We start from the raw sequence: 26812 nt of genomic DNA on the forward strand, positions 1-26812 counted from the left end.
CGCCTCCACGCGCTTGGCAGCGCATGCTTTCAGGCCGTCGGCTGGATCTCCTCGACCCCTCACCATTGGATATCGAGATCGAGGATATCGCCCATGGTCTCGCCCGCGTCGCGCGTTGGAATGGTCAGACCATCGGAGACCACGCGCTATCGGTAGCCCAGCATGTGCTGATCGTCGAAGAGATCGCCACCAATCGAAATCCAAAGTGGTCATCCGCATGGAAGCTGGCGACATTGCTCCATGATGCGCAAGAATACGTTGTCGGCGACCTCATTAGCCCCTTCAAGACCGCGATCGGTCTCGACTACAAAGCTTTTGAGATAAGATTGAACGAAGCTATTCACCTTCGCTTTGGCTTACCACCAAATTTACCGGACGAAGTCGCCACGGAAATAAAATCTGCTGATCGGATCGCGGCCTATTTCGAAGCAACGGTTCTTGCTGGCTTTGAGCGAAACGAAGCGGTGAGATTTTTTGGAAAGCCCAGCGGTATTTCCGCGGCTCTACGCATGCGTCTGGAAAAACTCACACCTTTCCCTGCCGCCGAAGCACAAGATCTTTTCCTGCGCCGTTTTGCACTATTATCGAAGCATCCAACGCCACGCTGAGCTGACAGCATATCTGCGTTGTACTGCGCAACTTAGTCCTACAAAACGACAAGTCGGCGCCATAAACATACCGCGGTATCGAGCGAATACCGCCACGACGAACTAAGGCACAATTTGGGAACACTCGCATGATCAGCGAGTTAGCATCATTTTGTACAAAACACCTGTTCTGAAAAACGCCATGATCGGCCTCTAGCTCGACCCAATCACAAGAATGCGAGAGACCGCATCGGAGAGCCTCATATGACGTCTCAGGCAAACCTGCGCCACCCAGAGATGCCCACCTCGGTACCGAGGGGTCCCTTGCGAACCTCGATGCATCTGGAGCAGTCGACCGTCGAGATCGAACTCAACGCAGCTATCATCGCCGTCACGAACGATGAGCCCGTTGTGTTGACGGTCAAAGACGCGGCCGACGCTGCCGGAGCAACAGAAGGTTTGCCATTTGGACCATTTTCACCCATCGATCACAGAACGTTAGAAATCGGTTTGCGCTCGTGGGTCGCAGATCAAACAGGCCTGGAACTCGGTTATGTCGAACAGCTGTACACGTTCGGGGATCGAGGCCGGCACGCACAGGTCGGCGACACAAGACCTCCTGTCGTATCCATCGGCTATCTCGCCTTAACGCGCGCACTCCAGGCGGAAGGTCTTCAGTCTGGAACCTGGCGAAGCTGGTATCATTTTTTCCCTTGGGAGGATTGGCGCAAAGGCCGCCCTGAAATTCTCGACAGTGTCATGGAACCGGAACTCCGCCGATGGGCCCAAAGCAACCAGGGCAGACCATCATCGGCTCGTCCGCTCGACCGCAATCAACGCATACGCGTATGCTTCGGTTTTGATGGCGTTGCCTGGGACGAAGAAAAGGTTCTGGAGCGCCTCGAACTCCTCTACGAAGCTGGGCTCCTTGCCGAAGCTCATAGGGATCGCCCCGAGGCAGCGTCGCTGATGAACGTGCCCGAGCGGACGCTCGGCAGTCCGATGCGTTTTGATCACCGCCGTATACTGGCAACAGCGATCGGTCGTGTACGCGCAAAAATTAAATATCGGCCGGTCATCTTCGAACTGATGCCCGACGAGTTCACGCTCTTCGAATTGCAGAAAACTGTGGAAGCTATTCTTGGCCCACATCTGCACAAGCAAAACTTCCGACGCCTCGTCGAAAGCGCCGGCCTCGTCGAACCGACAGGTCAAATGAAGACGCGGACCGGTGGGCGTCCCGCCAAACTCTTCAGCTTCCGTCGTGAAGTCCTACTGGAACGGCCTGCTCCGGGCGTCAGAGTGAAACCGCAGCGCGTTTAAGACGCGCTGCGATTGAACCTTGCCCGAACGTGGTGGTCCGTTAGGACGGACCACCAGGATTGTCGACGGCAACGACGCCTTTCCCGGAAGGCGGCCAATGCTTAACGACCTTTACCGTCGTCCCGACACCGACCAACGTCGCGAGATGCATCACATGCGAGTTCATCATGCGGAAGCAGCCTGATGAAGCCGCCCGCCCAATGGACTTCGCGTCATTGGTCCCGTGAATTCGATAAAGCGTATTACCAAGATAGATCGCTTTTGCGCCAAGCGGGTTACGCAACCCGCCAAGCATCTTTTTCGGCAATTCGGGCTGGCGCTTCCGCATGTCAGCCGGTGGGTGCCAATCTGGCCAAGCCGCAACACGGCTGACCTGCTCGGTACCCGTCCACGAGAAGCCTTCGCGGCCCACTGATATGGGATAGGTGTAGGCCGCAGTCGGCGACAGCACGTAGTAGAGCTTTCGCGCCTTGGTATCGATAATCACGGTGCCAGGCTCTTCATCACTGACGAAAGAAGTCGTCTGTGGAGCCTTGGCGGCTATGTGTGGGCGCGCGCCCCCGGAACGGACCTCATTTGAAGGTCGCCGTTTTGGGCGCGGTTCGCCATAATAGTCGTCGTAATACCCACCATACCCGCCGTACGAATTATATCTGGGCGGCTGATATGCACCCTGATACTGCGGAGATGAGTGAAAAATCGGCTGGCCATTCTCCCACGTGATGCCGGATTGGGCCGCTACCGGAGAACTAAATGCGAATCCTGCGATCGCAGCAATTGCGAAACGGCGTTGCAGCACGGGAACTCTCCATCTTACTCGTTGCGCCGATCTCGACAGAGCGCAGACAAGCCTCCCTCCGATGACCGACAACCTGCATAAAGATGGGGGGAAAATGCCATGCCCGCAAGGAACGTTCCGATCCCAAAAAATTGATCGGTATCCGCATCTTGAGCGCTCAAGCAAATATAGATTGATTACTTGCCCATGAGAGATCGGGCGTAGACAGTTTTAGTCATGTTGTGCAAAAGTGTGCCACGTGCCATCAGCCCCAATGGCAAGGCGATACCACGTCCATTTGCCAGATTTGATGATTGCTGAAGCCTGCTCTGGACCAACCATCCTATAAAGTTCAACTTTTTCACCCGGCGTGAATTGAGCGGGCGGCTTCTCCGACATGTAGGGCCAAACGTAGACCGCATTGTTTTCAAGATCCGGCCCGATAGGAAGCTTCGCGGGCGGCCCTTGCAGTATTTCGCCAAGTATCGAGAGGATCTCAATCCCGTCCCCGGCCATGTTCGCCTTCCAATATGCGATCGGATCACTGTTCGCATCCAGACCAAAGTCCGGACGCAGCTCGTTCCATTCGATAGCCGTTCTGAGTTCGTCAAAATCGCCGCGGACTACACCTGCAAGGATCGCATCCCGCATTTCTTGCACGGCAATGGGCAACTCCCCCAAAGGAACACGCACTAACTCTGGCTTTTTCTCCCCCTCGGACTGTGGCATCTCGGCCTTCTGAGACGCCACGACGCCCGCTGTAGGTTCCGCCAATACGCCCGCCGTAAGGCCCGCACAATAGACAATGCTAGACAGCCCAACTAGGAATAGCCGTCGAAACCTACGCCAGGGGGACTGGGCGGCCAATATCGGGAGGAACAGCGATTGAGGGATTACACGACAGGCACTAACATTCTTGGAAGAACGCGACATAGATCTGCACATAATCAACTACTCCCCCACTTAAGTGTGACGGCTTCGCGCCTACGCTCCGTGGCAACCGACAGTATACCCGGACACGCGCACTGCCACTGTGGCGTTCCTCGGTGGCCCACCCAATGAGCTTTATCCCAAATCCGCTAATCATCCCGATCGGAATGTTCATTGGCATTCTTGTGGCCGCTCCGGTGGGACCGGTCAATGTGTTGTGCATTCAGCGCACACTTGCCCATGGTATGGCCGCGGGAATCATTGCCGGCATCGGCGCAATGCTGGGCGACGGTCTGATTGCGCTATTCGCAGCGTTGGGCGTCGGCGCAATTACCGGCGTCGTCGATTACCATCGCGCGGCAATCCAGATCATCGGCGGCTTGGTGCTACTGTATTTTGGTTGGCGGCTTTACGCACATGCGCCACCTTATACACGCCCCCAGAACGGCGCGCCCAATGGCGGTCCCCTGCGCAACTACGTCTGGGATATCCCGAAAACGTTTCTTCTGACGGTAACGAATCCAGGCGCCGTCCTAGGTCTCTTCGCCATCTTTGGCGGCGCGAGCACGTTCGTCGAAGTCCGCGGCCCCGGCGAGGCCTTTCTGATGGTCGGCTCCGTCATGCTTGGCTCCCTGTCCTGGTGGATCGGGCTCTCTTACATGGTCGGCCGAATACGTAACATTTTCAAGCCAGAGCATCTCACGCGCATCAACCTCTGGGCCGGGATCCTACTCATGGGATTCGGCCTCGTTTTGATCGGCGAGATCGTCTTTAAATTGATAACCGCGCTAATTCATTAGTGGCGTGATTGGCGAAGCGTGAACTCGCCGAGCTTGACACGTTGTTCCAGTGATCCGGCCATTTTTGCGACCGCATCTTCGCCAAACAAGGTTACGAGATCTGTCATCGCAGCAAAGATAGCTGCGTAAGCCATCAGTTCGGGGGCAACCCCGCTTTCCTCACCCTCGTCCCACGCAGTCAGAATTAGCTGCAATGCCCGCACGGTATCATCACTTGTATCGATACTTGGGTCAGTCCATTCTGCTGTCGGCATGCTTGTGTCCTCCCGTTACTGCAATTGGCAAACGGCTCCCCTAACCGTCGCAATGACCGGACCGCGAGCACACGGAACTGCGCGACCGACATTCGTATGGCTGTAGCACGCCGCTTTGTCGGCGGGAGTTGGCAAAACAATTCATTGTAAACCGCTGATGTAGAAACCGCCCATGCTGATGACCAAGCGACGTGTTAGGGATAAGCTTTCACAAGGCTCTCCGAGAGCTCCACGCCCTCAACAAGAAAGCGATCAACAGCCGTCTTCGCTGACTGAGTGCAAGCATTATAAGTGCGGCTGTAACTATTGTAGCCTTTATTGAAACTGCGCGTTAGCTGTGCGCGGCGGAGCGCGCTCGAACCTTCAGCATTAATGAGATCACGCATCTTGTCTCGCCAGAGCTGATCCTCTCCGGCGCCACATAACTCGCGCAGATAGTGCACCGCACCCAGTATTTCGGACAGCCTCATCAGCTTGTCGTCATAAGGTTTCACTTCCGCTGCGTGTGTCCCAAAGCCCGCCGACCCAACGACACCGAGAGCAAGAAGGATCGCCGCACTCCGTAAGCGCCACCTCATCACTTGCGTTTGTCCCTCCATGAAGTCGGATCACCTTTCCCCGCGGCGTAATCCCGCCTGAAGCACTTCGTCATACAAATACGCCCACGCTGACCGAATCACATCCTCCGCTCCGCTCGTCAGACGATACTGTTCGAGTTCGGCAAAGGGAACGAACCTAGCTTGCGCAGCATCGCTCGCCGCAACCGGCACTGCTCCAGCCCTTATCACACCCGCAAACACGCTGAGCTGATATGTAGTCGATCGGCTTCCATCCGGCCCGAGGCTTTCAATCTCACGCTCACAGAAGCACCCCAAAATCTCAGGTTCCAGACCGGTTTCTTCGCGAACTTCGCGGATAGCCGCAGCCTGAGGGGCCTCCCCGGCACAAATATGACCACCGGGAAAACTCCAATACCCTGCAGCAGGCGGATGCTCACGCTCGACGAGCAAAACCGATCCGCCCTCGAAAATAACGGCACTAGCCGCCAAAACGACTTTTCTCTGCGGCACCGACATGCGCTCTAGCCTACGTTCCTTGACCCGACGCAATCGCAGCAGGCATGGTATTTTTCTAATGCGACTCTACCATACGAAACCATGTGTTCACGCTATACCCTGACATCACCGCCTGAAGCTGTTCGGACCCTTTTTGGTTATGCGAACGATGCAGGTTTTCCACCCCGCTATAATATCGCGCCGTCGCAACCGGTCGCGATTGTCCGTCATGGCCTGCGCGGTCAGCGGGAATTGGCATTGGTTCGGTGGGGGTTGATCCCACCCTGGGTCAAGGACCCGATGAACTTTGCAATGCTCATCAATGCGCGCGCCGAAACCGCAGACGTAAAACCGTCATTCCGCAGCGCCCTCCGTCACCGCCGCTGCCTTGTGCCTGCTGACGGATTTTACGAATGGACCGGACGCGCTGGTGCCAAACAACCCCACCTGATCAAACCAAAAAACGGCGGGCTCATTGCTCTCGCCGGGCTTTGGGAACATTGGCTGGGCGCCGATGGCAGCGAACTGGAAACGATGGCCATTCTGACCACAACGGCCAATGCCGAAATGGCGGCAATCCACGAACGTATGCCGGTCATTCTTACGCCCGATCAATTCGATGAGTGGCTCGATTGTCGTTCAGGCCGGTCTCAGGAAGCCAAAAAGCTGCTAAGTCCGCTTCCTGATAGGTCTCTGGAGATTACGCCCGTTTCCAAAGACCTGAACAATCCCAGGAACGACTTTCCTGAAGTCCAGCGCAACATGCCTGACACGTTATTGTAAGGACGCAGCCCGCTTGGCACCGCCACATTCGCCACACCTGCTTGGTAAATTGAACAAATCAATTGCGAATACTGTCTGCCCCCTCGCTTCCCAATTCGAGTGCGGTTAATCTGCCACGGCCCAGACGCGCAATTTACCGAGTGAGTTCAGGGCGATTAGAGCGATGGCCATAGGGCGCATTGCTTGATGTAAGCGAGCAGAACCCCGCGTATCGGGAGAGTGAGTATGGGCTACAGAGGCGAAGACCTGGATTTGCGCACGACGCGAACCTGGAGTGGTCGAGGTGAAGGCGACTCTGACACAGCCGGCCCCGACGCGATTTTGGATCCTCTTGCATCCCCACCTGACGGCCACGGTCCGATATGGGTCGATGACCTCCTGCTCTCCTGTTGTAACCACGCCTATGAAATCGCGCTCGCCCACCGCTCGGGCGAAGTGCGTATCGAGCATCTGCTGTACGCCCTGACCCGCGTCGAAGAAGCCGCTGAAGTTCTGGAAAGCTATCGCATCAGGGTGGCCAGCCTTCGCCGCGAGTGTGGCATCGTTATAGCTGTCGAGCTTCCCGTTGGATTGGACGGAGAAGACAGCGCGCCGCGGCGCCAGCCAGCCCTTGAAGACGCGCTCCGAACCGCAGCACACTTGGCCTTCCGCCGGAAGAGCCCGGCGGGCGTTGCCGATCTCCTACAGGTCTTCGTTGATCTGCGACCGGATCTTCCAGGCCTCGACCTCCTCCATCGCTTTAGCTTGGTCAACAATCGCGACTACTATCGCTCGCGCTCATCTGCCTTCGAGCCGGACTACAACGATTATTCGACGCCGCGGGAGCGTCCACGCCGCCCAGCGCGACCAAGTTATCCAGACGAGCATTTTCCGTCCGCCAGTGCGGTTCGCTACAACATCCCCCAACCGCTCAACGACAACACACAAAACGCACGCCTGGACGCTCTCGTACGCATGATCCAGACGTTGAGCGATGACCTCGCAAAAGACCGCGACAATCTCACGTCTACCTTCAAAAAACTGCAACGAGACCTCGGAAACCCACCAACGTCCGGTGCGTCATCTACCGTTATTGAAAGTATCTTTGAAAAGATTGCCACCCGCCTTGATGCACTGGAACAAGTGGTGCGAGAAGAAACCGGCGAGTCAGGACGGTCGCTCTCAGCCGTTTCCGCGCGATTGGAATCTGTCGAAAATCGCATCGCCGATAACCGCGACACAGGCGTTGACCTGGGCCCAATAGAAGACCGGCTTGGCGAAATCGAATCCGCCTTCCTGAGCCTGAGCAGCGACACCGATACGGCCACGCGGATTGATGCACTCGAAGCGACCTTAGTCGCAAAGCTTTCAGAAGCAGAAGAACGGGCCAATGCCGCAACCAACACCCAATTGGAAGCTCGAGCCCACGTTCTATCGGTAATTGAAAGCAGCCTCGCCGGACTTACGACAAGCCGCGAAGCCGCGCAGGCACTCCGCGAAAAAAATGCCCAGCGTCTCGAAGCCATAGAGACACTACTCTCGCGGCAGACACAGCCAATCGATGACACACGCCAAGCTGACCTGCTCAAGCTTGATGAAGTGCATCAGGCCATCATGACGCTGAATGAGAACCAGCACACGCTGGCTATGGCCATCCAGGCCTTCCGTTCCGCAAGCGTTGAACATGTCCAAGCGATCGAAACCCGCCTCGCGCGTATCGACGCCAGCAACGAGGCCCCGGTCGCGCAGCTTCACCGCATGTCTCAACGCGTCGACGATCTACATCGCGCAGCGCTGGAACGCGATCATCGCCGAAATCGCTTCTGGTATTGGCTGTTCGGCACAAACGACTGGCTCGCGGCAAGCTGGCCAAACCCGGTAAAGCAAACCGAAGAAGACCTACGCGCCATCAAGGACAGTGCATCGTCAACGTAGCGATTGAGCATCACACCCTCGGTCGCGGCGCAGCGGCTCGTGTCAACCGGTCATTGATGGCCTCACCCAAGCCGGTATCGGGAATAGGCATCACAGCGATAGCTGAGACCCCGGGCTGGTCGAGTTCTCTCAGGCTCGCGAATAATCGCACCGCCGCCTCCGTGAGATCTCCACGCGCGCTCAAATTTAATACTAGCCCGTTATGTTCGGGCACGTTGGGGCCGAACGCCAACAGCGCCTCGCCCTTTTCGGGTCGCTCCACATTGAGTCGAACCCGAGCAGCCGGCGCGTAATGGCTCTCCAACTGGCCGGGCGACGTCGGCGTTTCCGTTGCGCCCTCGACCCGCGAGATCGGCGACCCAATCGTTTCCTCAATAAGATCGGTAGCAATCGCCCCAGGGCGGAGCAGTCGAACAACCTCTCCAGAACAATCGACGATGGTGGACTCAAGTCCGACCGTTGCAGGCCCGCCGTCCAGGATCAAATCGACGTCATCACCAAGATCCGCTGCAACATGCGCTGCGCACGTCGGACTAACCCGCCCCGACCGATTGGCAGAAGGCGCCGCAACGGGAACTTGAGCCTCCGCAAGAAGAGCCGTCGCAAGCGGATGGCCCGGTACGCGAATGGCAACCGTATCCATACCGGCGCTCACAAGGTCGGAAAGGCCGCTGTCCGCGCGCCGTTGAAGTACCAGCGTCAGCGGACCTGGCCAGAACGCGGCGGCCAAGACCTTCGCGACAGGCGTCATTATTGCGTAGCGTTCTACCGTGGCGACATCCACCGCGTGCACAATCAGCGGATTAAACCGAGGCCTGCCCTTCGTAGCAAAAATGGCGGCGACAGCATGAGCTTGCGTTGCATCTGCGCCAAGTCCGTAGACGGTCTCGGTCGGAAACGCCACAAGCCCACCCGCGCGGAGCACGGCACCCGCTTTTGCGACGGCCTGTGCGTCGGCCTTCTCGATATTCATCGACTAAATTGTCCCACAGCTCCGCCTCCAGTCTTGCCGATCCGGTCATTGCGAATAAGCTCGCGGCAAGACACGTCGCCGACACGGCGATATCCATACCACTCCATGAGGCTGCCCATGACCTATCAGGCTCCAGTAGACGACATCATGCACGTCCTCAAGTCGGCAGTCGGTCTGGATGACCTCATTGAGCGCAATTTCTATGATGATCTCGATGCCGACACGATCCGCGCAATCATGGAGGAGGCGGGCCGTTTCGGTTCGGAGGTTCTCTCGCCCCTTAACAGCGAAGGGGACCATAAGCCGAGCGCTTTGAATGGCGGAAAAGTCACGACGCCACCGGGCTGGAACGAAGCCTATCAGCAGTTCACGGCCGCAGGCTGGAGCGCCTTGCCAGGGCCTCAACAATATGGGGGCCAAGGCCTGCCGGAAATCGTCTCCATGGCGGTAAGCGAGATCTGGAATGCCGCCAACCTATCCTTCGGTCTCTGCCCTCTGCTGACCCAGGGCGCCATCGGAGCTCTTGAGGCTGGCGGCTCTGATGTGCTGAAGGAAACCTATCTACCCAAACTCGTTTCAGGGGAATGGACCGGAACCATGAACCTGACCGAACCGCAAGCTGGGTCCGATCTGGCTGGCATAAAAACGCGCGCAGTTCCCCAAGACGACGGCACGTACCGTATCTTCGGCACAAAGATCTTCATCACGTACGGCGAACATGAGCTGAGCGGCAACATCATTCATCTTGTCCTTGCGCGGTTGCCTGATGCGCCCCCTGGCACACGCGGGATCTCTCTGTTCCTCGTACCGAAGTTCATCGTCAATGACGACGGATCACTCGGTGAACGCAATGACGTCATCTGCACCGGCTTGGAACACAAGCTTGGCATTCACGGCAGCCCGACGTGCGTCATGACATTCGGCGAACAGGATGGTGCGATTGGCTACCTCGTCGGGGATGAGAACCGCGGCCTCAATTGCATGTTCATTATGATGAATGCCGCACGCCTCGCCGTTGGCGTTCAGGGTGTCGCCGTCGCTGAACGCGCAACCCAACAGGCCATTGCCTATGCAGAGGAACGTCGACAGGGCCGCAGTCCGCAAAATCGCGATGAGATGGTCCCCATCATCCAGCATGCCGACATACGTCGAATGCTCCTGGCCATGAAGGCCATGACGCAGGCGTCCCGCGCGATCTGCCTCGTCACCGCGCGCGAATTCGATTTGTCCAATCGCGCAGCAACGCCAGAAGAGCGCGAGCAGGCCGCCGCACGCGCAGCATTGCTCACCCCCGTGGCCAAAGCATTTTCGACCGATATTGGCTGCAAAGTCGCTTCACTTGGAGTGCAGGTTCATGGCGGCATGGGATTCATCGAGGAGACGGGCGCCGCGCAGTATTACCGTGATGCACGAATCCTGCCGATCTATGAGGGCACTAACGGTATCCAGGCAATCGACCTCGTCACCCGCAAATTGCCGCTCGGCGAAGGCCGCGTCATGAAAGCGTATCTCGCTGAACTCAAACAGATCGTGGAAGCCGTATCCGCATCGAACCAGCCCGAATTCGGCGCCATGGCAAAGCGGCTGGAGGAAGCCGTCACCGCGCTGACGGAAGCCTCCATCTGGATGGGCGAACAGCTTGGCCAGGATCCGCAGAAAGCCCTCGCCGGTGCCACGACGTATTTACGCTTATTTGGGATCACCGCAGGCGGGTGTTATCTTGCAAAAGGCGCGTTAGCCGCTGCGCGTGATGGCACTCAAAGTTCCCCCCATGTCGCAATCGCGCGCTTCTTCGCCGAACAGATCGCGACAACAGCCCCGGGTCTCGCATTGACCGTTACAGCAGGAAGCGATGCTGTGCTCGGCCTTGAACCGACCGCGCTCTCCGCATGAGCAAACTCGTCGAAGGTCAGGTTACAAATCACGTCCAGGTGCTGCGTCTCTCACGGCCAGAGAAGAAGAACGCGATCAATGCAGAAATGTATCGCGCTCTTTCTGACGCCTTGGAACACGGCGATGCGTCGGACGATGTCAGGGTCCATGTCATCGTCGGCAGCGAAGGCACGTTCTCGGCAGGCAACGACCTGACGGATTTCTTGAAGACCGATGAGAACCGCGATGACGCCATGGCCGAGGTACTGCGCTTCATTCACCTCCTGCCCCACATCCGCAAACCGCTGCTCGCAGCCGTTGACGGACTCGCGGTGGGCATCGGAACCACATTGCTGTTCCATTGCGATCTGGTGTTCGCCAGCGACCGTGCCACCTTTTCAACCCCCTTTGTTGATTTGGGTCTCGTACCCGAAGCAGGATCAAGTTTGCTCGGACCACTGCAGCTGGGCTACGCGCGTGCATTCGAACTTCTCGTTCTTGGCAAACCCTTCTCTTCTGAACGAATGCGCGAAGCAGGTCTCATCAATGCCGTCGTGCCGCCGGATGAACTGGAACAGGCAGCGCTCGCAGCAGCTGCGGGCCTGGCGGCAAAGCCTCCTCACGCGCTCGCGATATCTCGCCGCCTGCTCCGGGGAAATCCAACCACCGTCCAAAATCGCATCCGAGAGGAAGCCGAACACTTCGCTGAGCGCCTCAAAGCACCCGAAACTGTTGAAGCGCTGACAACATTCACACAAAAACGGCCGCCAAATTTCTCAAAGTAACAATCATTCGGCTGAAAATAGCCCAACGGAAGTGCTAGCCTGAGGGAGAGAGAGGAATATGGCTAGCGGGATGAGATTGAAGCGCCTGAAACACTTTGTGAGCCTAGTCATGGTCATCGGCCTCGTGTTAACGGCATCCGTCAATCACGCCGGCGCCAACTGGCTGACCAAGCTCTTGAAGGAGGCCGGTGACGCTGGCGTCGACGCCGGCCGCATCGGGAGCAAGCTCGCCGTGACGTCCCTCGATGACGCCGCGTCCGTCGTCTCAAAACTCCCCCACGCACCCGGAAGTGTCGCGCTCGCGACCCACGCGACACCCGAAGGCCACTGGAAATTTGTCAATCGCAAGGGCGAAATCTTCACGGCCGGAAACGCCGACGAGATGACCCGTGTTGTCCCCGCACTCGCCCCGGAACTGGCAGGCAGCAGCCCGGGACTCGCACTCTATCTGTCCGAAGAAACGCTCTTCACCCAGCGCCAACTGCTTCGAGACTTGCCCGAAAAGGCAAAGCTCCATGTCGTGGTGGATGGAAAAGCCTATCCTGTGTTGCGCCGGGTGGGGCCAAAGGATTCCGCCCTAGTTGAAGTTCGCCCCAACGTCGTACTCGAAGCGCAGGACCGAACGCTGTTCAAGGAAGCGATTTGGCAGCTCTCCCGGAACCTGTCGAAAGCCGACGTGCGCATTCTGTCCATGACGGAAGCCGGCCCACGCACTTTAGGGGCATCACGAAAATTCGACAAAGCCGGACGATCGGTTCTAGTCGAACCTATAGATCCCAATCACGTCATCACAAGCCTTGATGCATTGCGGGGGCAGACGGTCGTCGTCACGGGGCGCGTCGAGGGCAACATGCTCAACGTGAAACCGATCTCGGGCATCTCACGCAACATTCCGCTGGAGAATTTGAAGTCGGCAGCCGCAGCAAACGACATCAATCTCGTCGTGCTCGCAACGTCGTCTCCCGCACAGCCAGGCAGCCGCAACTGGTTCTGGCAATCAATAGAGGTGAGCGGCCTGCGCGACGCACTGAAACGAGCCACATACGCTGACTTTCTTGATGCCCTCGGCGCCCAGCATGGAAAGCTTGAGCTCTCTGCAACCAAACAGAGTTCATCACGCATTCGGATCGATGCCGTTCCATACGATCACACCCCCGGCACGCAAGATATGTTCGGCGACATCCTTGGAGAGGTGGTTTCAAACGTGACAGGAAATGTCGCCACCGCCGCGGTCGAAGCACACGTAAACTCACGGGAACGGCAAACGGAACTGGACCTGCGCATCATCCCGAACATTCCCTCTACGATCCAGTTCGCTTATCTCTTCAGCCTAGTCGCCGGACTGATTGGGTTTAATGTCGTCCGAGACTGGTGGGCCCGTGTCTGGCCAAAAATGAAGCGGGAAAGCTTTGCAAACACCGCGGGCTACTATGCGACGCGGATCTTGAAACTGGTGGTGTTTTTGATTGCGTTTATGCCCCTCGTTGGCGTGCCCGCGGCTCTCGTGAGTATAATACAGCAGCTTTGGGCCATCGTAACTTTGCCCTGGCGCATTCTGACCTGGATATTCGGCTTCAGGCGAACCGGCGACGCCCAATAGCAACCCATGCTCCGCAATAACAAATGGGGCGGATGTGATCCTAGAGACGAGCCATGGCAAACCTCCATTCCAAGACATTATTTGTAACGGGCGCCAGCCGTGGCATCGGCTTGGCGATCGCGTTACGGGCAGCACGCGATGGTGCCAACGTTGCCATTGCCGCCAAAACGGCTGAGCCCCATCCGAAACTCGAAGGCACGATCTTCTCAGCCGCTGAAGAAATCGAAAAGGCAGGTGGCAAAGCCTTGGCGATCCAATGCGACATCCGCAGTGAAGAGCAGATCGAGGAAGCCGTCGCGCGCACCGCGAAAACCTTCGGCGGCATCGACATTTGCGTAAATAACGCGTCGGCGATCTCGCTAACACCGCTTGCGGAGACCGAGGCAAAGCGTCTCGATCTCATGTACGCCATCAACACGCGCGGGACATTGCTCGTCACTAAAGCTTGCTTGCCCCACCTCAAGCTTGCTGCCAATCCGCATGTGCTGATGTTATCGCCACCGCTTGACATGCAGCCGCAGTGGTTTGCCGGGCATGTTGGCTATTCCATAGCCAAGTATGGCATGAGCTTAGCGGTTCTCGGGCTGGCGCGCGAACTGGCGCCCGATGGGATCGCAGTCAACGCCCTGTGGCCGCGCACCACCATCGCGACCGCTGCCATCCGCAACGTTCTCGGAGGCGACCAATTGATCAATATGAGCCGCACCCCGGACATTTTGGCGGATGCAGCTCACCTGATCTTCTCTCAGCCGGCCTCGGAATTCACCGGCAACTTCCTGATCGACGACACGTTTCTATACGAAACGGGCAATGTAACGGATTTCGAAGGTTACAGCGTTACGCCAGGCCAGATGCTCGCTCCGGATTTCTTTGTACCGGCCAGATCCTTGCCGCCGCCCGGGGTGAACATCGCCCCCGCCGCCATACTTTCAAAGCTAGGAACCAAAGCCTAGAAAGGTCGAAACGACTGGCTTTCTTCGCGTTGGACGTAATTTTAGTCTAGCATGGCCTGAAGCCTCGCCCGCCAAACGAACAGGTTCCTCAAAGGACAGCGCTCGCCGACATGTCGACACTCCTCGTTACGCACCCCTCGTTTCTCAATCACGATACGGGCCCCGGTCACCCCGAGCGTCCCGATCGCATGCGCGCGATCGATAAAGTACTCGCCCATGAGTACTTCACCGACTTGACGCGTAAAGAAGCCCCCATGCGCGACGATGTCGAAGAACAAATCCTTTTGGCGCACCCAACGAGCTATTTGGCCCATATCCGCGCTCAGCGGCCCGGAGAGGGGGAAGGACGCATCTACCTCGACGGCGATACGCTGATGTCGCCGGGAAGTTGGGAAGCTGCTTTGCGGGCCGTTGGAGCCGGTTTAATGGCCGTTGATGAAGTGATGGACCCAGCGTCAGACATCAAGAACGCTTTCTGTCAGGTCCGTCCTTGCGGCCACCATGCCGAAACGGACAAGGCCATGGGCTTCTGCTTGTTTGCCAATGCCGCGATCGCCGCGAAATATGCACGCCAGAAACACGGCGTTGAGCGCGTCGCCGTTGTCGATTTCGATGTCCACCATGGCAACGGCACTCAGGACATCTTCTGGAGCGACAAAAACCTGTTCTTCTCCTCAACGCACCAGATGCCGCTTTTTCCAGGCACGGGCGCGCTCTCGGAGACCGGAGTCGGCAATATCTGGAACGCCCCTTTACGCAGTGGCGATGGTGGCGAACGATTCCGCGAAGCCATGGAAAGCCGTATTCTCCCGGCACTGAAGAACTTCTCGCCGGACCTGATCATCATTTCCGCGGGCTTCGACGCCCATGAAGCCGACCCGCTGGCGAGCTTGCGCCTCGTGGAAGCCGACTTTATGTGGGTTACAGAGAAACTCACCGAAGCGGCTGACCGCCATTGCGATGGTCGGATCGTTTCGCTTCTCGAAGGGGGCTATGATCTGACAGCTCTCGCCCGTTCCGTCGCAGTCCACGTTCGCACCTTGATGGACGCGGCTGAATAAACGACGTTTTCCCGAATCAACGTAAAACGCCCCAAGTTTAAGGACGAACAACCGGACATCCATGACCACCAATCAGAAATCAGAGCCGCAAGCCGACATTGCAAGTATGACCTTCGAGCGTGCCCTCAAGGAGCTCGAAACGATTGTCGGCCGACTGGAACGCGGGGATGTGGAACTCGAAGAGTCCATCACGATATATGAACGCGGAGAGGCTTTGAGAGCCCACTGCGACAAGCTTTTGCGGCAAGCGGAAGCGAAGGTTGAGAAGATCACTCTGGACACGAACGGGAATCCGGCCGGCACCGAGCCGCTCGATCCCACATAAACCGAGCTTGAAAGTCCGCGGCGATCGGCTCACGACCACGTGCTTTTCATCTGCGCTCTGCACAGATAGTGTGGCCGTTCGACGCAAAGCCGGCTCGATCCGCTCGCTCCGCTTCTCGTTAGCAAAGATCGCAACCTAAAAGACCTTATCGTGCTATGCCGGTACAAATGCTTTAAACCGGCCGTTTGAATGCAAACTAAGCAAGGAAGCGTAGTAAGAGCGTGCCAACGACACCGTTACTCGATCTCATAAAGTTCCCCGAGGACCTACGGGCGCTTCCAGAAAGCGACCTCAACCAGGTCGCCGACGAGCTCCGACAGGAAACAATCGACGCCGTCTCGGTGACCGGCGGCCACCTGGGTGCCGGACTGGGTGTAATCGAGCTAACCGTTGCCCTCCACTGGGTATTCGACACGCCACGTGACCGCCTCATCTGGGACGTTGGTCACCAGACATACCCCCACAAGATTTTGACCGGGCGCCGCGACCAGATCCGCACACTGCGCCAACCTGGCGGCCTGTCCGGTTTCACCAAGCGCGATGAAAGTCCTTACGACCCATTCGGCGCCGCCCACTCCTCAACGTCGATTTCTGCCGGCCACGGCATGGCCGTGGGACGGGATCTCGCAGGCAGAGATAACAATGTCATCGCCGTTATCGGCGACGGCGCGATGTCGGCGGGCATGGCTTATGAGGCGCTCAACAATGCCGGCGCCAGCGACGAGCGCTTGATCGTCATCCTCAACGACAACGATATGTCCATCGCGCCGCCTACAGGCGCGCTATCATCGTATCTCGCCCGCATCACATCCAGTGGCACCTACCTCTACATGCGTGACATCGCCAAGCAGTTGGCGAAACGTCTCCCAAAAAGTTGGGAACGTCGCGCGGCGCGCGTTGAGGAGTACACCCGCCACCTGTGGCAGGGTGGGATGTGGTTCGAGGAGCTCGGCTTTTATTACGTCGGCCCCATTGACGGTCACGATCTGAGCCAGCTGCTCCCCGTCCTGAAAAACGTGCGCGATGCACGCCAGGGCCCAATCCTGGTGCATGTCGTCACCAAGAAGGGCAAAGGCTACCCGCCGGCTGAGGAGTCCGAGGACAAGTACCACGGCGTTGGCAAGTTCAACGTCATTACCGGAGCACAGGACAAACCGAAGTCCAACGCGCCGAGCTACACCAAGGTCTTCGCCAAAAGCTTAGTCGAGGAAGCACGCAGAGACCCAAGCATCGTTGCTGTTACCGCGGCCATGCCTTCCGGAACGGGATTGGACCTGTTCGGCGAAGAATTCCCGAACCGTATGTTCGATGTCGGCATCGCGGAGCAACACGCTGTCACCTTCGCCGCCGGTCTGGCGACAGAAGGCTTCAAACCTTTCGCCGCGATTTATTCGACGTTCCTTCAGCGCGCGTATGACCAAGTCGTGCACGACGTGGCGATCCAAAAGTTGCCTGTGCGTTTTGCGATCGATCGTGCAGGGTTCGTCGGCGCTGACGGTCCGACCCATGCCGGCTCATTTGATATTGCGTTCCTCGGCTGCTTGCCTGAGTTCGTCATCATGGCCGCAGCCGACGAGGCCGAGCTTAAGCACATGGTCGCCACCGCGGTGACAATCGACGATCGGCCTTCCGCCTTCCGCTACCCACGCGGAGACGGCGTCGGCGTTGAACTTCCCGAGCGCGGCATACCGCTCGAAATTGGCAAGGGTCGCATCCTGCGCGAAGGCTCGACGATTGCGATTCTTTCGCTCGGCACACGGCTCGCGGAATCTCTCAAAGCCGCCGAACAGCTTGCAGCATTTGGCCTGTCAGCCACCGTGGCCGACGCACGCTTTGCCAAACCGCTTGACAAAGACCTCGTGAATAACCTCGCGCGCAATCACGAAGTGCTTATCACTATTGAAGAAGGCTCCGTTGGTGGTTTCGGCAGCTTCGTGTTGCAGCACTTGGCCGAAAACGGCCTGCTCGACAGTGGACTGAAAGTCCGGCCAATGGTGATGCCCGACATCTTCGTCGATCACGCCAAACCTGACCAAATGTATGCGAACGCTGGGCTGGCCGCGGCAGGCATCGTGGAAACGGCCTTCAAAGCGCTCGGCCGGGAAAACCTTTTGATGGACTCATCGGACCGCGCCTGATCCCGTTCGAATGGTTGTCCGCGTTGTAGTGGCCTGCCACTTACATGGCAGCCATCGCCTGTCGCGTGACGGCGTTGTTATTCAAATTTATATCGCGACAAAATCGCGTCTTTTCTGCCGCCTTCATACACGCGCACACCCATTTCCTAGTCTTTTTTAGGTGTTGCGTCAGACGCGGCTTTCCCTTCCGCCTCGGATTTTCCTCCATCCTCCTTGGATTGTTTCGCATTGCTATCCGCTTTAGATGTTTCCGGCTTTTCAGCGCTCTTATCAGGGTCGGGTTTCTTTACGACCTTCGTATCGTTTTCAGTATCTTTGGCCTTCTTGTCCTTACCCTTTTTCTTTTTGTCCTTTTCACTTTCAGGCCCGTAGTCCGCCGGGCAGGTTTTGTGGACAAATTTATTGATCTCTTTGACCATTTCGCTGTGAAAGATCCCGAGCGTATCTTCCAGCTTTGCTGTCGTCCAAACGAGCCCCTTGAGCAGCGTCGGACCGTCCAGCTCCTTCAATCCGACCCAGGCCTTCTTCACGCGCCCCCCCTCGAACTTCAGCTTCGGCTTCAAAACAGCGCGTACCGGCTCGATCCCGTTTCCGGTCTCCACATCGCAATGCACAACATGCGGCCGTGCTTCGAATGTGAACTTAGGCTGCGTCAGGGCTTTAACAATAACTCGCTTCGGGATGCGCACGCTCACTTTGCAGCGCGCATCACCAAACGACCATTTGATCTGTTTTGAATCGGCGCCTTCTTTGATCTTAGCCTTGCCCCACGTCTTCCCAAGGTCGCACTTGAGAGCACCCTTTTCCTTGGGCTTATCAACGATAAGCCGACATATCTGGGCTTCGCAGGCTTTGCGGCCGTCCTTTTCATCGTCGGTTTCTTCGAGAGCCACCGCCGGTCGGACAGCCAACGCACCAACAAAAATGCCAAAAGCCATCAACTGAGCGATACGTGAGCCTTGCTTGACACACGACTGAGACCGGGACATCACAAAACCCTTTGATTGTTTCTCGCCAACGCTCTAGACCTCGAAAAAGCGGCGGACTGGCGGCAATCGGCCGGCATGCGCCGGTACAATCGCGTGACGCGAAATCCAACGCGTGCGACGAGTGATCCAAAGCGCCGTAATACGGCAGGTAGAACCCAGTAGGAGGGGATGAGAATGAGCATTGATCTTTCTGGTGCGGGTGGCCATCCGGACATGGACTACAATGAGCACGCGCGTACGTACCGCGCATTCCTCCGTGCAACCCAGATTATGGTCGTACTTCTAGTACTTTTGTTGGCCGGTATGGCGATATTCCTGGTCTAGCCTTCATTAGATTTTGCCTATATGGTTTGGCAAATGAAGAGGGATAAACGCTAGTCGGTTATTCAATAACCGAGGACCCCATGACGGGTTCGCGTTCCACGCGAGCCCGTTGTTTTTTATACGGAAGGGATCGCCGAAAAGGCCACCCAAGCACAATCGGACTTTTTTTATGGTCACCATCGCGGTCACACCAGAAGCTTCAAATGAACCCCGCGTTGCCGTGTCCCCCGATACGGTGAAAAAATTCGTTGCTGCTGGATGTACGGTGGCAATCGTAAGCGGTGCCGGATTGAGGTCGAGTTTTTCCGACGACGCATACAAAGCACAAGGCGCAGAAATAGTTTCGTCGCCCAATGATGCGTTACCGCGCGCCGATATCCTCCTGAAAGTGCGGCGTCCCTCACCCGAAGAATTTAATACGCTCAAACCAGGCGCCATCGTCGTCGCGATGCTTGATCCCTACGGACAACGCACTGAAATCGAGACGTTGGCCGCCACCAAGGCGACCCTCTTCGCGATGGAATTGATGCCGCGCACGACACGTGCGCAGGCCATGGACGTTCTCTCTAGTCAGGCAAACCTTGCTGGCTACAAGGCCGTCGTCGATGCTGCTTCGAAATTTGGCGGCGCACTGCCGATGATGATGACGCCCGCAGGCACCGTGCCAGCGGCGAAAACCTTCATCATGGGCGTTGGTGTTGCTGGTCTCCAGGCTATCGCGACCGCGCGGCGGCTCGGCGCCATTGTTACCGCAACTGACGTCAGACCCGCGACCAAGGAACAAGTGCAGTCTCTCGGCGCCAAGTTCATCGCCGTTGAAGACGAGGAATTCCTCCAGGCACAAACAGCGGGCGGCTATGCAAAGCAAATGTCCGCGGCCTATCAGGCAAAGCAGGCGGAACTTGTCGCAAATCACCTGAAGACCCAGGACATCGTCATCACCACCGCGTTGATCCCTGGCCGCCCAGCCCCACGTCTAATCACGAGCGACATGGTGGCCAGCATGAAACCTGGCGCCGTCATTATTGACCTCGCAGCGGAACGTGGCGGCAACTGCGAACTCACGAAGCCGGGCGAGACCATCACCACGGCAAACGGCGTAAAGATCATCGGTCCGATTAATTTGGCCGGCACCGTTCCCGTAAATGCCTCCAACCTTTACGCGCGGAACTTAGCCGCCTTCGTGGACCTGATGATCTCCAAGGAAGACAAATCACTCGCAATCGATTGGGATGACGAGCTCATCAAGGGCACGTTGATCGCCAAGGACGGTGAAATCGTCCATCCCAGCCTCACGGAAAAGACAGCCTAGGGAACGGAACTAGACGATGCACAAGCCCACCATCTCAGCACTCCGGAACAGTACCCTTACGCTCGCCTTTGCAGTGTTCGCGCTTTCCGCCTCAGCTCTCCCCGCCGCGGCAGCAGGAGGTGGCGACGTCGCACCATGGGTCTATCAGATCATGGTGTTCGTGATGGCGATCTTCGTCGGCTACTATGTGGTCTGGAGCGTGACACCGGCCCTGCACACGCCGCTCATGTCGGTCACCAACGCCGTGTCCTCCGTTATCGTCGTCGGTGCACTGCTCGCTGTCGGCATCGAAAGCATCGCCAACGGTGGACTAGCCGCAAAGATCTTTGGCTTCCTCGCTCTCACGATGGCTTCCGTCAACATCTTCGGTGGCTTCCTCGTCACAAGCCGCATGCTCGCCATGTACAAGAAGAAAGAGCCGAAGCGTTGATTTCACGCACCTTGTGCGATTGCAGATAACCTCTTGGGTGCTTTCCTAAAATGTCCGAACCGATGATTCCCACCGACCTCGTCGCGATTCTTTATCTGATCTCCGGCGTGCTCTTCATCCTGGCGCTGCGCGGCCTGTCGCACCCCGAAACGTCACGCCGTGGCAACCTGTACGGCATGATCGGCATGGCCATTGCCATTGTGACGACGCTCACTCAGCTTAAAGGCGGCGATCAGCTGCTGACATGGGTTCTGATTGCACTCGGCTTGGGAATCGGTGGCGTAATCGGCGGCAAAATTGCCCGCGATATTCCGATGACGTCGATGCCGGAATTGGTTGCCGCGTTTCACTCGCTCGTCGGCCTTGCAGCTGTCTTCGTTGCGGCAGCAGCTGTCTACGCACCAGACGCATTTGGCATTCTTCAAGTTGCAGGCGATCCGAATAGCGGCATCAAGGCCGCCAGTCTGGTGGAAATGTCTCTGGGCGTTGCCATCGGTGCGATTACGTTCACCGGCTCCGTCATCGCATTCTCGAAGTTGTCCGGAAGAATGTCAGGCGCCCCGATTATCCTGCCTCTGCGCCACGTCATCAACGCAGGTCTTTTCGCAGCCCTGGTTGTGCTCATCTACATGTTCGTGGTTTCCGGCGGCGACGATAAGCTGTTCTGGGCCATCACCGTCATCTCGCTACTGTTCGGCGTGCTGATCATCGTGCCCATCGGCGGCGCGGACATGCCCGTCGTCGTCTCAATGTTAAACTCGTATTCGGGGTGGGCCGCAGCAGGTATCGGCTTCACTCTGGGCAATATTGCTCTCATCATCACCGGCGCATTGGTTGGCTCTTCTGGCGCGATCCTGTCCTACATCATGTGCCGGGGCATGAACCGCTCCTTCATATCGGTCATTCTCGGCGGCTTTGGCGGTGAAGTTGCTGGCCCTGCAGGTGGAGGCGGCGAACAGCGGCCCGTGAAGCTCGGCTCAGCTGAGGACGCGGCCTACATCATGAAGAACGCCCAAAAGGTGATTATCGTCCCGGGCTATGGCATGGCCGTCGCGCAAGCTCAGCATGCGCTGCGCGAACTCGCGGACGCTCTGAAAGAAGCTGGCGTCGAGGTTAAATACGCAATCCATCCTGTCGCCGGTCGTATGCCGGGTCACATGAACGTCCTGCTCGCTGAAGCCAACGTCCCCTATGACGAGGTTTTCGAATTGGAGGACATCAACTCCGAATTCCAGCAGGCTGATGTCGCTTACGTCATCGGCGCGAACGACGTCACCAATCCGGCTGCTGAAGATGACCCCTCATCACCCATTTATGGTATGCCCGTGCTTCAAGTTTGGAAGGCTGGCACCGTCATGTTCAACAAGCGCTCGTTGGCCTCCGGTTATGCCGGCATCGACAATCCGCTGTTTTATCGTGACAACACCATGATGCTCCTTGGTGATGCCAAAAAGATGACGGAAGAAATCGTCAAAGCGATCGACTGACGAAAGGGCCCCGTAAGGGTAGGCCACATGCACCTGCTCAAACGACCACTTTCAATTTTGGTCGCATTGCTTCTCGTGGGCTATGCCGCGGCCGCTGCAGGCATGTTCTTTCTTCAGCGCAACATCCTGTTCGACACCGTTGATACCGGCAATCTGGCGACAGCCGGAACGCTCGCCATCGAGGGGAGCACGCGTATTGTCATCAAGACGAGTGACGGCGAGGAACTCGCTGGTTGGTATCTGGCCCCTCAAGCTGATCAGCCCGTGTTCCTCTTCATGCACGGCAAGCGAGGAGAACTCGAACAACGCGACGAACGCTGGCGCAAAATTCGCGACCACGGCGCCGGAGTCCTCGCGTTCTCGTATCGCGGATTTCCAGGTTCAACAGGCGCACCGAGCGAATCCGGTCTACATTTGGATGCCTTCGCCGCTTATAACTGGCTTCGCGAAAGACATGCCGCTGAAGACATCGTACTTCACGGCTATTCACTCGGCACAGCCGTCGCTATCCACCTCGCGACGGAGGTTCCAGCCAGCGCATTGATCCTGGAAGCGCCCTTTACAGCAATCGTGGATGTTGCCGCCGAACGTTACCCTTGGTTACCCGTTCATTTTTTGATGGTCGACCAGTTCAGATCCTACGATGAGATCCAAAACGTCAAAATGCCGCTCCTCATCGTTCATGGAAACCAGGACAAGTCGGTTCCCTATGAGCAGGCACAGCGGCTTTACGCCCGCGCCAACGAGCCAAAGACCTTCGTAAGTATGCCTGGCAGCACTCACGTGTCACTAGTGCAAGACGGTCTTTACAGCCACATCTGGTCGTTTCTGCAACAGGTGCGACAACGAATGCAGTGAAATCAACCATGTTTGATTTACTGTTAGCACATACAATCTTCTCGACTCGCTCGACTGATGTATCCTCTAGCGTTGGCAGCGTTGCAAGACGAGGCCGGCAACTAGCGAGGAGGTCAATTGAAGAGAACTCTGTCCGCTGCAACGGCATCCGTGCTCATCGCCATATTGTTCGTGGCGTCAGGAGCGGTCGCCGGAAAGACTGCGATCAAGGCTCCAAATGAGGTCACAATCGCAGGTCTGACGGTACAGTGTCAGGATTTCCGAGGCAGACACGTTACAACTCTGAAGGTGGATGAACTGGGCGACGTCGGACGTGCCTGGGTGGTGAACATGACGCCATTCATTGTCATGGACTCCCATCTGCTTATGCAGTTGCCCGTAAAGTTACAGCTATTTTTCTACGCACACGAATGTGCGCACCATATTTTAGGGCATTGGTACACGCCATCTGTGAACAACGAGATCGAAGCCGACTGTTGGGCCATCCGTTACGGCCGTGACACAGGCCTTTTTCGCCGCCAAGAGGTGGCCGATTTCGCACCCTGGTTAGCGGCGAGTAAAGGGTCTCGCTTCGGACATTTACCCGGTCCCCGCCGCGCCCAATCGTTGCTGGAGTGCTTTGATAACGCGGAGCCGTTACTCCTCAGAAGTGAACAAAAAACGATGTTTGTGCGTTGAGATTTTTGCAGGCACTGCCCGCATTGTGAAGATGAGGCTAGGCAATAAGAATTCCCACCCGCACACTCAAGCTTGCTGGGCGTACTAGCTTGCTTGAGCTGTGACAGAATCCCAGGCGAAATGAATCCATGTCTTTTGTGCTGAGTACCATCGCAATTATCGCTGTGCTGGCCCTAGTGGTCATGGTGGGCGCTCCCATCGTTGAGCGCGCACTAATGTATCATCCGGTCGGTAACCGTGTTCGTCCCGCTTCCGCGGGCCTTCCGAACGTTGAGGAAGTGTTAATCAACACCCCCGATGGCCATACCCTCGTGACTTGGTATGCGAAAGCCGAGCCGGGACAGCCGACAATACTTTATATCCACGGCAACTCCGGAACCCTAGCGGATCGGGCCGAACGTATCGGAGCGTTCACGAAACGTGGGCGCGGAATCATGATGATGGCCTATCGTGGCTATTCCGGCTCTACAGGACGGCCGTCGGAGCTAACCAATATCGCGGACGCAAAGTTGGCTTATGAAACCTTGATTGATAAGGGTGTGGCGGCTGACGATATCGTAATCTACGGTGAGTCAATCGGAACCGGCATTGCCGTCCGCGTCGCTGCCGAAAATTCCACTGCAGGCTTGATCCTGGACGCCCCCTACACATCAATCGTTGACGTCGCAGAGATCTGCTATCCGTATCTCCCCGCGCGCCTGATGATGCGGGATCGCTATGAAACAATGCGTTATATTGGCGACGTCCACACACCACTCTTGGTGATCCATGGCGAACAAGATGCGATCATTCCAGTAGAAATGGGTCGCCGAGTCGCACAATCAGCCTCCGGCCCAACCGAAATCGTCACATTCCGCCGCGCGGGCCACACTGACCACGGCAAATACGGCTCCTACGACGTGGTAAATGATTGGATCGACCGCATAGCCGTCAAACCATCGATATCGGCGCAGGAAGACCGCGTCGCCGGATAACAGCTAAAACGCGACGCACAAACGCCAACGGAATAACGGGCACCGGTTACAGTCAACCGGCGCCCGTTATGTTGTATAAAACCCATTACGGGCCGTTGTCAGGCGTTCTCGCGCGATACAACCCGCTTAGCGAGCGGGACGCGCAACCTTACCAGGCAACAATCCTTCGCGCTGAGCGCGCTTACGAGCCAGCTTACGAGCCCGACGCACCGCTTCAGCCTTTTCACGAGCCTTCTTCTCGGATGGCTTTTCGTAATAATTCCGGAGTTTCATCTCACGGAAGATGCCCTCACGCTGCATTTTCTTCTTGAGCGCCTTGAGAGCCTGATCGACATTATTGTCGCGAACGAGAACCTGCACGCGAATCCCTATCCTTTTGTGCGGTCAGAGTTTTTAAACTTCAACAAGGCAAAAAGCCCGGACAGTCGTGGCCGGGCCATGCACTTGCTTCACGAATTTAACCCGTTTGGTAGCAGACGGACACCGCTTTGTCCACCAAGACGGCAACAACTTCCACCACGCACCTTACTTGCCTGAAAGTGCCGAAAGACGGGTCACATGGCCCATCTTGCGGCCCGGTCTTGCTTCGTTCTTCCCGTAGATATGGAGGCAGGCCTGCGGCTCAGCAGCCAGCTCGGCCCATTGCTCCACATCAGCACCGATCAAATTTGTCATGACCGCATCGCTGTGACGCGCAACGCTCCCGAGAGGCCAGCCGGCCACGGCGCGAATGTGATTTTCAAACTGGCTGACGCCGCACGCATCCAGCGTCCAGTGTCCGGAATTATGAACCCGCGGGGCGATCTCATTGATGATGAGCGGCTCCGGCTTGTCCTTCCCCAGATAAAACATTTCGACCGCGAGCAAGCCGACGTAATCGAGCGCCTCAGCCACCCGCGCTGCCATAGCACGAGCCTTTTCACATACCTCCGCAGGAACCGGTGCAGGAACCGTAGAAGTATCCAGAATTCCGTGCTTGTGACTGTTGAGTGGTACGTCGTAGACGGCCGTCCGACCATCGATACCGCGAACGCACAAAACAGAAATCTCGCAATCAAACGGTACCACGCCCTCCAGCACGGCAGGCGCACGCCCAATAGCATCAAGCGCCCAATCCGATTCTTCCGCCGACGTGATCCGGACCTGCCCCTTTCCATCATAGCCGAACCGACAGGTCTTCAAGATCGCCGGTGTCCCCAAGGTCGCCAGGGCATCTTCCAGGTCATTCAAATTGTCGACGTTGGCAAAAGGAGCAACGGGCAGGCCGATATCGGACAGAAACCGCTTTTCGACCAACCGGTCCTGCGCAACTTCAAGTGCGCGCGCTCCTGGGCGAACCGGACGGACTGCGGCGGCCGCAGCAGCCGCACCAAGCGGGACATTCTCAAACTCATAGGTAACGACATCGACGGTCTCGGCAAATGCCGTAATGGCCCCGAGATCTTCATAAGGGCCAACCGTCGTCGAAGCGGCAACGTCAAAAGCAGGCCCGGATGTGTCCCCAAAAACATGCACGCGAAAGCCGAGCTCTGCTGCAGAGACCGCCAACATGCGCCCAAGCTGCCCCGAACCCAGGATCCCGATGACCGATCCCGGTGGGAGTACTCCGGTCATAGCGCAGCCCTTCCG

General features: G+C 57.2%; 28 protein-coding genes. 19 read left to right on the plus strand and 9 right to left on the minus strand.

Going from position 1 to position 26812, the window contains the following annotated elements; all coding sequences use genetic code 11:
- The first annotated feature begins 23 nt into the window (after positions 1 to 23).
- Together K5845_RS05130 and K5845_RS05135 are read left to right on the plus strand one after the other, a co-directional pair.
- The gene (locus K5845_RS05130; protein WP_046479751.1) at positions 24 to 608 is read left to right on the plus strand and encodes an HD domain-containing protein; all 585 of its coding nucleotides are present in this window, start codon (positions 24 to 26) and stop codon (positions 606 to 608) included.
- Positions 609 to 884: 276 nt separating this feature from the next.
- Entirely contained in the window at positions 885 to 1910 is a 1026-nt protein-coding gene (locus K5845_RS05135; protein ID WP_244512410.1) for an NUDIX hydrolase, read from the plus strand.
- Positions 1911 to 1950: 40 nt separating this feature from the next.
- Here K5845_RS05135 and K5845_RS05140 read toward each other — a convergent pair whose 3' ends face one another.
- Together K5845_RS05140 and K5845_RS05145 are read right to left on the minus strand one after the other, a co-directional pair.
- Positions 1951 to 2709: a L,D-transpeptidase gene (locus K5845_RS05140; RefSeq protein ID WP_046475392.1), complete on the minus strand. Its 759-nt coding sequence runs from the start codon at positions 2707 to 2709 to the stop codon at positions 1951 to 1953.
- Between the two features lie 210 nt (positions 2710 to 2919).
- Positions 2920 to 3462: a hypothetical protein gene (locus K5845_RS05145; protein WP_287958522.1), complete on the minus strand. Its 543-nt coding sequence runs from the start codon at positions 3460 to 3462 to the stop codon at positions 2920 to 2922.
- A gap of 284 nt (positions 3463 to 3746) precedes the next feature.
- On the opposite strand from K5845_RS05145, the gene K5845_RS05150 reads away from it, so the two are divergent.
- The gene (locus tag K5845_RS05150) at positions 3747 to 4418 is read left to right on the plus strand and encodes a LysE family translocator (RefSeq protein WP_046475389.1); all 672 of its coding nucleotides are present in this window, start codon (positions 3747 to 3749) and stop codon (positions 4416 to 4418) included.
- Here the strand turns inward: K5845_RS05150 and K5845_RS05155 are convergent.
- The 3 genes from K5845_RS05155 to K5845_RS05165 form a co-directional block, all read right to left on the minus strand.
- A complete protein-coding gene (locus tag K5845_RS05155) occupies positions 4415 to 4672 on the minus strand; it encodes a hypothetical protein (RefSeq protein WP_046475385.1) in 258 nt (85 codons plus the stop codon). The genes K5845_RS05150 and K5845_RS05155 overlap by 4 nt on opposite strands.
- Before the next feature lie 194 nt (positions 4673 to 4866).
- Positions 4867 to 5250, minus strand: a complete 384-nt coding sequence (locus K5845_RS05160) for a TIGR02301 family protein (RefSeq protein WP_046475381.1) — start codon at positions 5248 to 5250, stop codon at positions 4867 to 4869.
- A gap of 30 nt (positions 5251 to 5280) precedes the next feature.
- Positions 5281 to 5748: an NUDIX hydrolase gene (locus K5845_RS05165; RefSeq protein ID WP_287958523.1), complete on the minus strand. Its 468-nt coding sequence runs from the start codon at positions 5746 to 5748 to the stop codon at positions 5281 to 5283.
- A gap of 81 nt (positions 5749 to 5829) precedes the next feature.
- Between K5845_RS05165 and K5845_RS05170 the strand changes: the two genes are divergently transcribed.
- Complete coding sequence (locus tag K5845_RS05170) at positions 5830 to 6510, plus strand: SOS response-associated peptidase (RefSeq protein WP_090227792.1); 681 nt, start codon at positions 5830 to 5832, stop codon at positions 6508 to 6510.
- Positions 6511 to 6735: 225 nt separating this feature from the next.
- Entirely contained in the window at positions 6736 to 8424 is a 1689-nt protein-coding gene (locus tag K5845_RS05175; protein ID WP_287958524.1) for a Clp protease N-terminal domain-containing protein, read from the plus strand.
- A gap of 10 nt (positions 8425 to 8434) precedes the next feature.
- Here K5845_RS05175 and K5845_RS05180 read toward each other — a convergent pair whose 3' ends face one another.
- Positions 8435 to 9397, minus strand: coding sequence for an L-threonylcarbamoyladenylate synthase (locus K5845_RS05180; protein WP_046475369.1), 963 nt, complete (start codon positions 9395 to 9397; stop codon positions 8435 to 8437).
- Positions 9398 to 9514: 117 nt separating this feature from the next.
- Here K5845_RS05180 and K5845_RS05185 point away from each other — a divergent pair, with 117 nt between their 5' ends.
- The 7 genes from K5845_RS05185 to dxs all read left to right on the plus strand — a co-directional run bounded on the left by K5845_RS05185 (position 9515) and on the right by dxs (position 18131).
- Positions 9515 to 11290 (plus strand): acyl-CoA dehydrogenase family protein, encoded by a 1776-nt coding sequence (locus K5845_RS05185; protein ID WP_287958525.1) that lies wholly within the window; start codon positions 9515 to 9517, stop codon positions 11288 to 11290.
- Complete coding sequence (locus K5845_RS05190) at positions 11287 to 12054, plus strand: crotonase/enoyl-CoA hydratase family protein (RefSeq protein ID WP_046475361.1); 768 nt, start codon at positions 11287 to 11289, stop codon at positions 12052 to 12054. Before K5845_RS05185 ends, K5845_RS05190 begins: the two co-directional genes overlap by 4 nt.
- Before the next feature lie 58 nt (positions 12055 to 12112).
- Complete coding sequence (locus K5845_RS05195) at positions 12113 to 13654, plus strand: hypothetical protein (RefSeq protein ID WP_287958526.1); 1542 nt, start codon at positions 12113 to 12115, stop codon at positions 13652 to 13654.
- A 53-nt stretch (positions 13655 to 13707) separates the two neighbouring features.
- Positions 13708 to 14607: an SDR family oxidoreductase gene (locus tag K5845_RS05200; RefSeq protein WP_046475355.1), complete on the plus strand. Its 900-nt coding sequence runs from the start codon at positions 13708 to 13710 to the stop codon at positions 14605 to 14607.
- Between the two features lie 110 nt (positions 14608 to 14717).
- On the plus strand, positions 14718 to 15668 hold the full coding sequence (locus K5845_RS05205; RefSeq protein ID WP_046475352.1) for a histone deacetylase family protein: 951 nt from the start codon (positions 14718 to 14720) through the stop codon (positions 15666 to 15668).
- A gap of 61 nt (positions 15669 to 15729) precedes the next feature.
- Positions 15730 to 15993, plus strand: coding sequence for an exodeoxyribonuclease VII small subunit (locus K5845_RS05210; RefSeq protein WP_046475349.1), 264 nt, complete (start codon positions 15730 to 15732; stop codon positions 15991 to 15993).
- Between the two features lie 221 nt (positions 15994 to 16214).
- Positions 16215 to 18131 carry a 1-deoxy-D-xylulose-5-phosphate synthase gene (gene dxs, locus K5845_RS05215; RefSeq protein WP_046475345.1) on the plus strand — a complete coding sequence of 639 codons (1917 nt, stop codon included), beginning with the start codon at positions 16215 to 16217 and terminating at the stop codon, positions 18129 to 18131.
- A 146-nt stretch (positions 18132 to 18277) separates the two neighbouring features.
- Here the strand turns inward: dxs and K5845_RS05220 are convergent, their stop codons facing one another.
- A complete protein-coding gene (locus K5845_RS05220) occupies positions 18278 to 19120 on the minus strand; it encodes a hypothetical protein (RefSeq protein ID WP_287958527.1) in 843 nt (280 codons plus the stop codon).
- 174 nt (positions 19121 to 19294) lie between these two features.
- Here K5845_RS05220 and K5845_RS05225 point away from each other — a divergent pair, with 174 nt between their 5' ends.
- From K5845_RS05225 to K5845_RS05255, 7 genes are all read left to right on the plus strand, one after another.
- Positions 19295 to 19444, plus strand: coding sequence for an aa3-type cytochrome c oxidase subunit IV (locus tag K5845_RS05225; protein WP_139165303.1), 150 nt, complete (start codon positions 19295 to 19297; stop codon positions 19442 to 19444).
- Between the two features lie 169 nt (positions 19445 to 19613).
- On the plus strand, positions 19614 to 20756 hold the full coding sequence (locus K5845_RS05230) for a Re/Si-specific NAD(P)(+) transhydrogenase subunit alpha (protein ID WP_287958528.1): 1143 nt from the start codon (positions 19614 to 19616) through the stop codon (positions 20754 to 20756).
- Positions 20757 to 20772: 16 nt separating this feature from the next.
- Positions 20773 to 21186, plus strand: coding sequence for a proton-translocating transhydrogenase family protein (locus K5845_RS05235; protein ID WP_076605260.1), 414 nt, complete (start codon positions 20773 to 20775; stop codon positions 21184 to 21186).
- A gap of 50 nt (positions 21187 to 21236) precedes the next feature.
- Positions 21237 to 22673: an NAD(P)(+) transhydrogenase (Re/Si-specific) subunit beta gene (locus tag K5845_RS05240; protein WP_425284152.1), complete on the plus strand. Its 1437-nt coding sequence runs from the start codon at positions 21237 to 21239 to the stop codon at positions 22671 to 22673.
- Between the two features lie 27 nt (positions 22674 to 22700).
- Positions 22701 to 23531 (plus strand): alpha/beta hydrolase, encoded by an 831-nt coding sequence (locus K5845_RS05245; protein WP_287958529.1) that lies wholly within the window; start codon positions 22701 to 22703, stop codon positions 23529 to 23531.
- 117 nt (positions 23532 to 23648) lie between these two features.
- Positions 23649 to 24209 (plus strand): hypothetical protein, encoded by a 561-nt coding sequence (locus tag K5845_RS05250; protein ID WP_139165304.1) that lies wholly within the window; start codon positions 23649 to 23651, stop codon positions 24207 to 24209.
- A 128-nt stretch (positions 24210 to 24337) separates the two neighbouring features.
- Entirely contained in the window at positions 24338 to 25183 is an 846-nt protein-coding gene (locus K5845_RS05255) for an alpha/beta hydrolase (RefSeq protein ID WP_287958530.1), read from the plus strand.
- A 126-nt stretch (positions 25184 to 25309) separates the two neighbouring features.
- On the opposite strand, the gene rpsU is transcribed toward K5845_RS05255, so the two are convergent.
- Both rpsU and K5845_RS05265 read right to left on the minus strand, forming a co-directional pair.
- Complete coding sequence (gene rpsU, locus K5845_RS05260) at positions 25310 to 25555, minus strand: 30S ribosomal protein S21 (RefSeq protein WP_244465087.1); 246 nt, start codon at positions 25553 to 25555, stop codon at positions 25310 to 25312.
- Between the two features lie 153 nt (positions 25556 to 25708).
- A complete protein-coding gene (locus K5845_RS05265; protein ID WP_090227813.1) occupies positions 25709 to 26797 on the minus strand; it encodes a 5-(carboxyamino)imidazole ribonucleotide synthase in 1089 nt (362 codons plus the stop codon).
- Positions 26798 to 26812: the final 15 nt, after the last annotated feature.

Source organism: Filomicrobium sp. (assembly GCF_025698805.1).
In the GTDB taxonomy this organism is placed as follows: domain Bacteria; phylum Pseudomonadota; class Alphaproteobacteria; order Rhizobiales; family Hyphomicrobiaceae; genus Filomicrobium; species Filomicrobium insigne.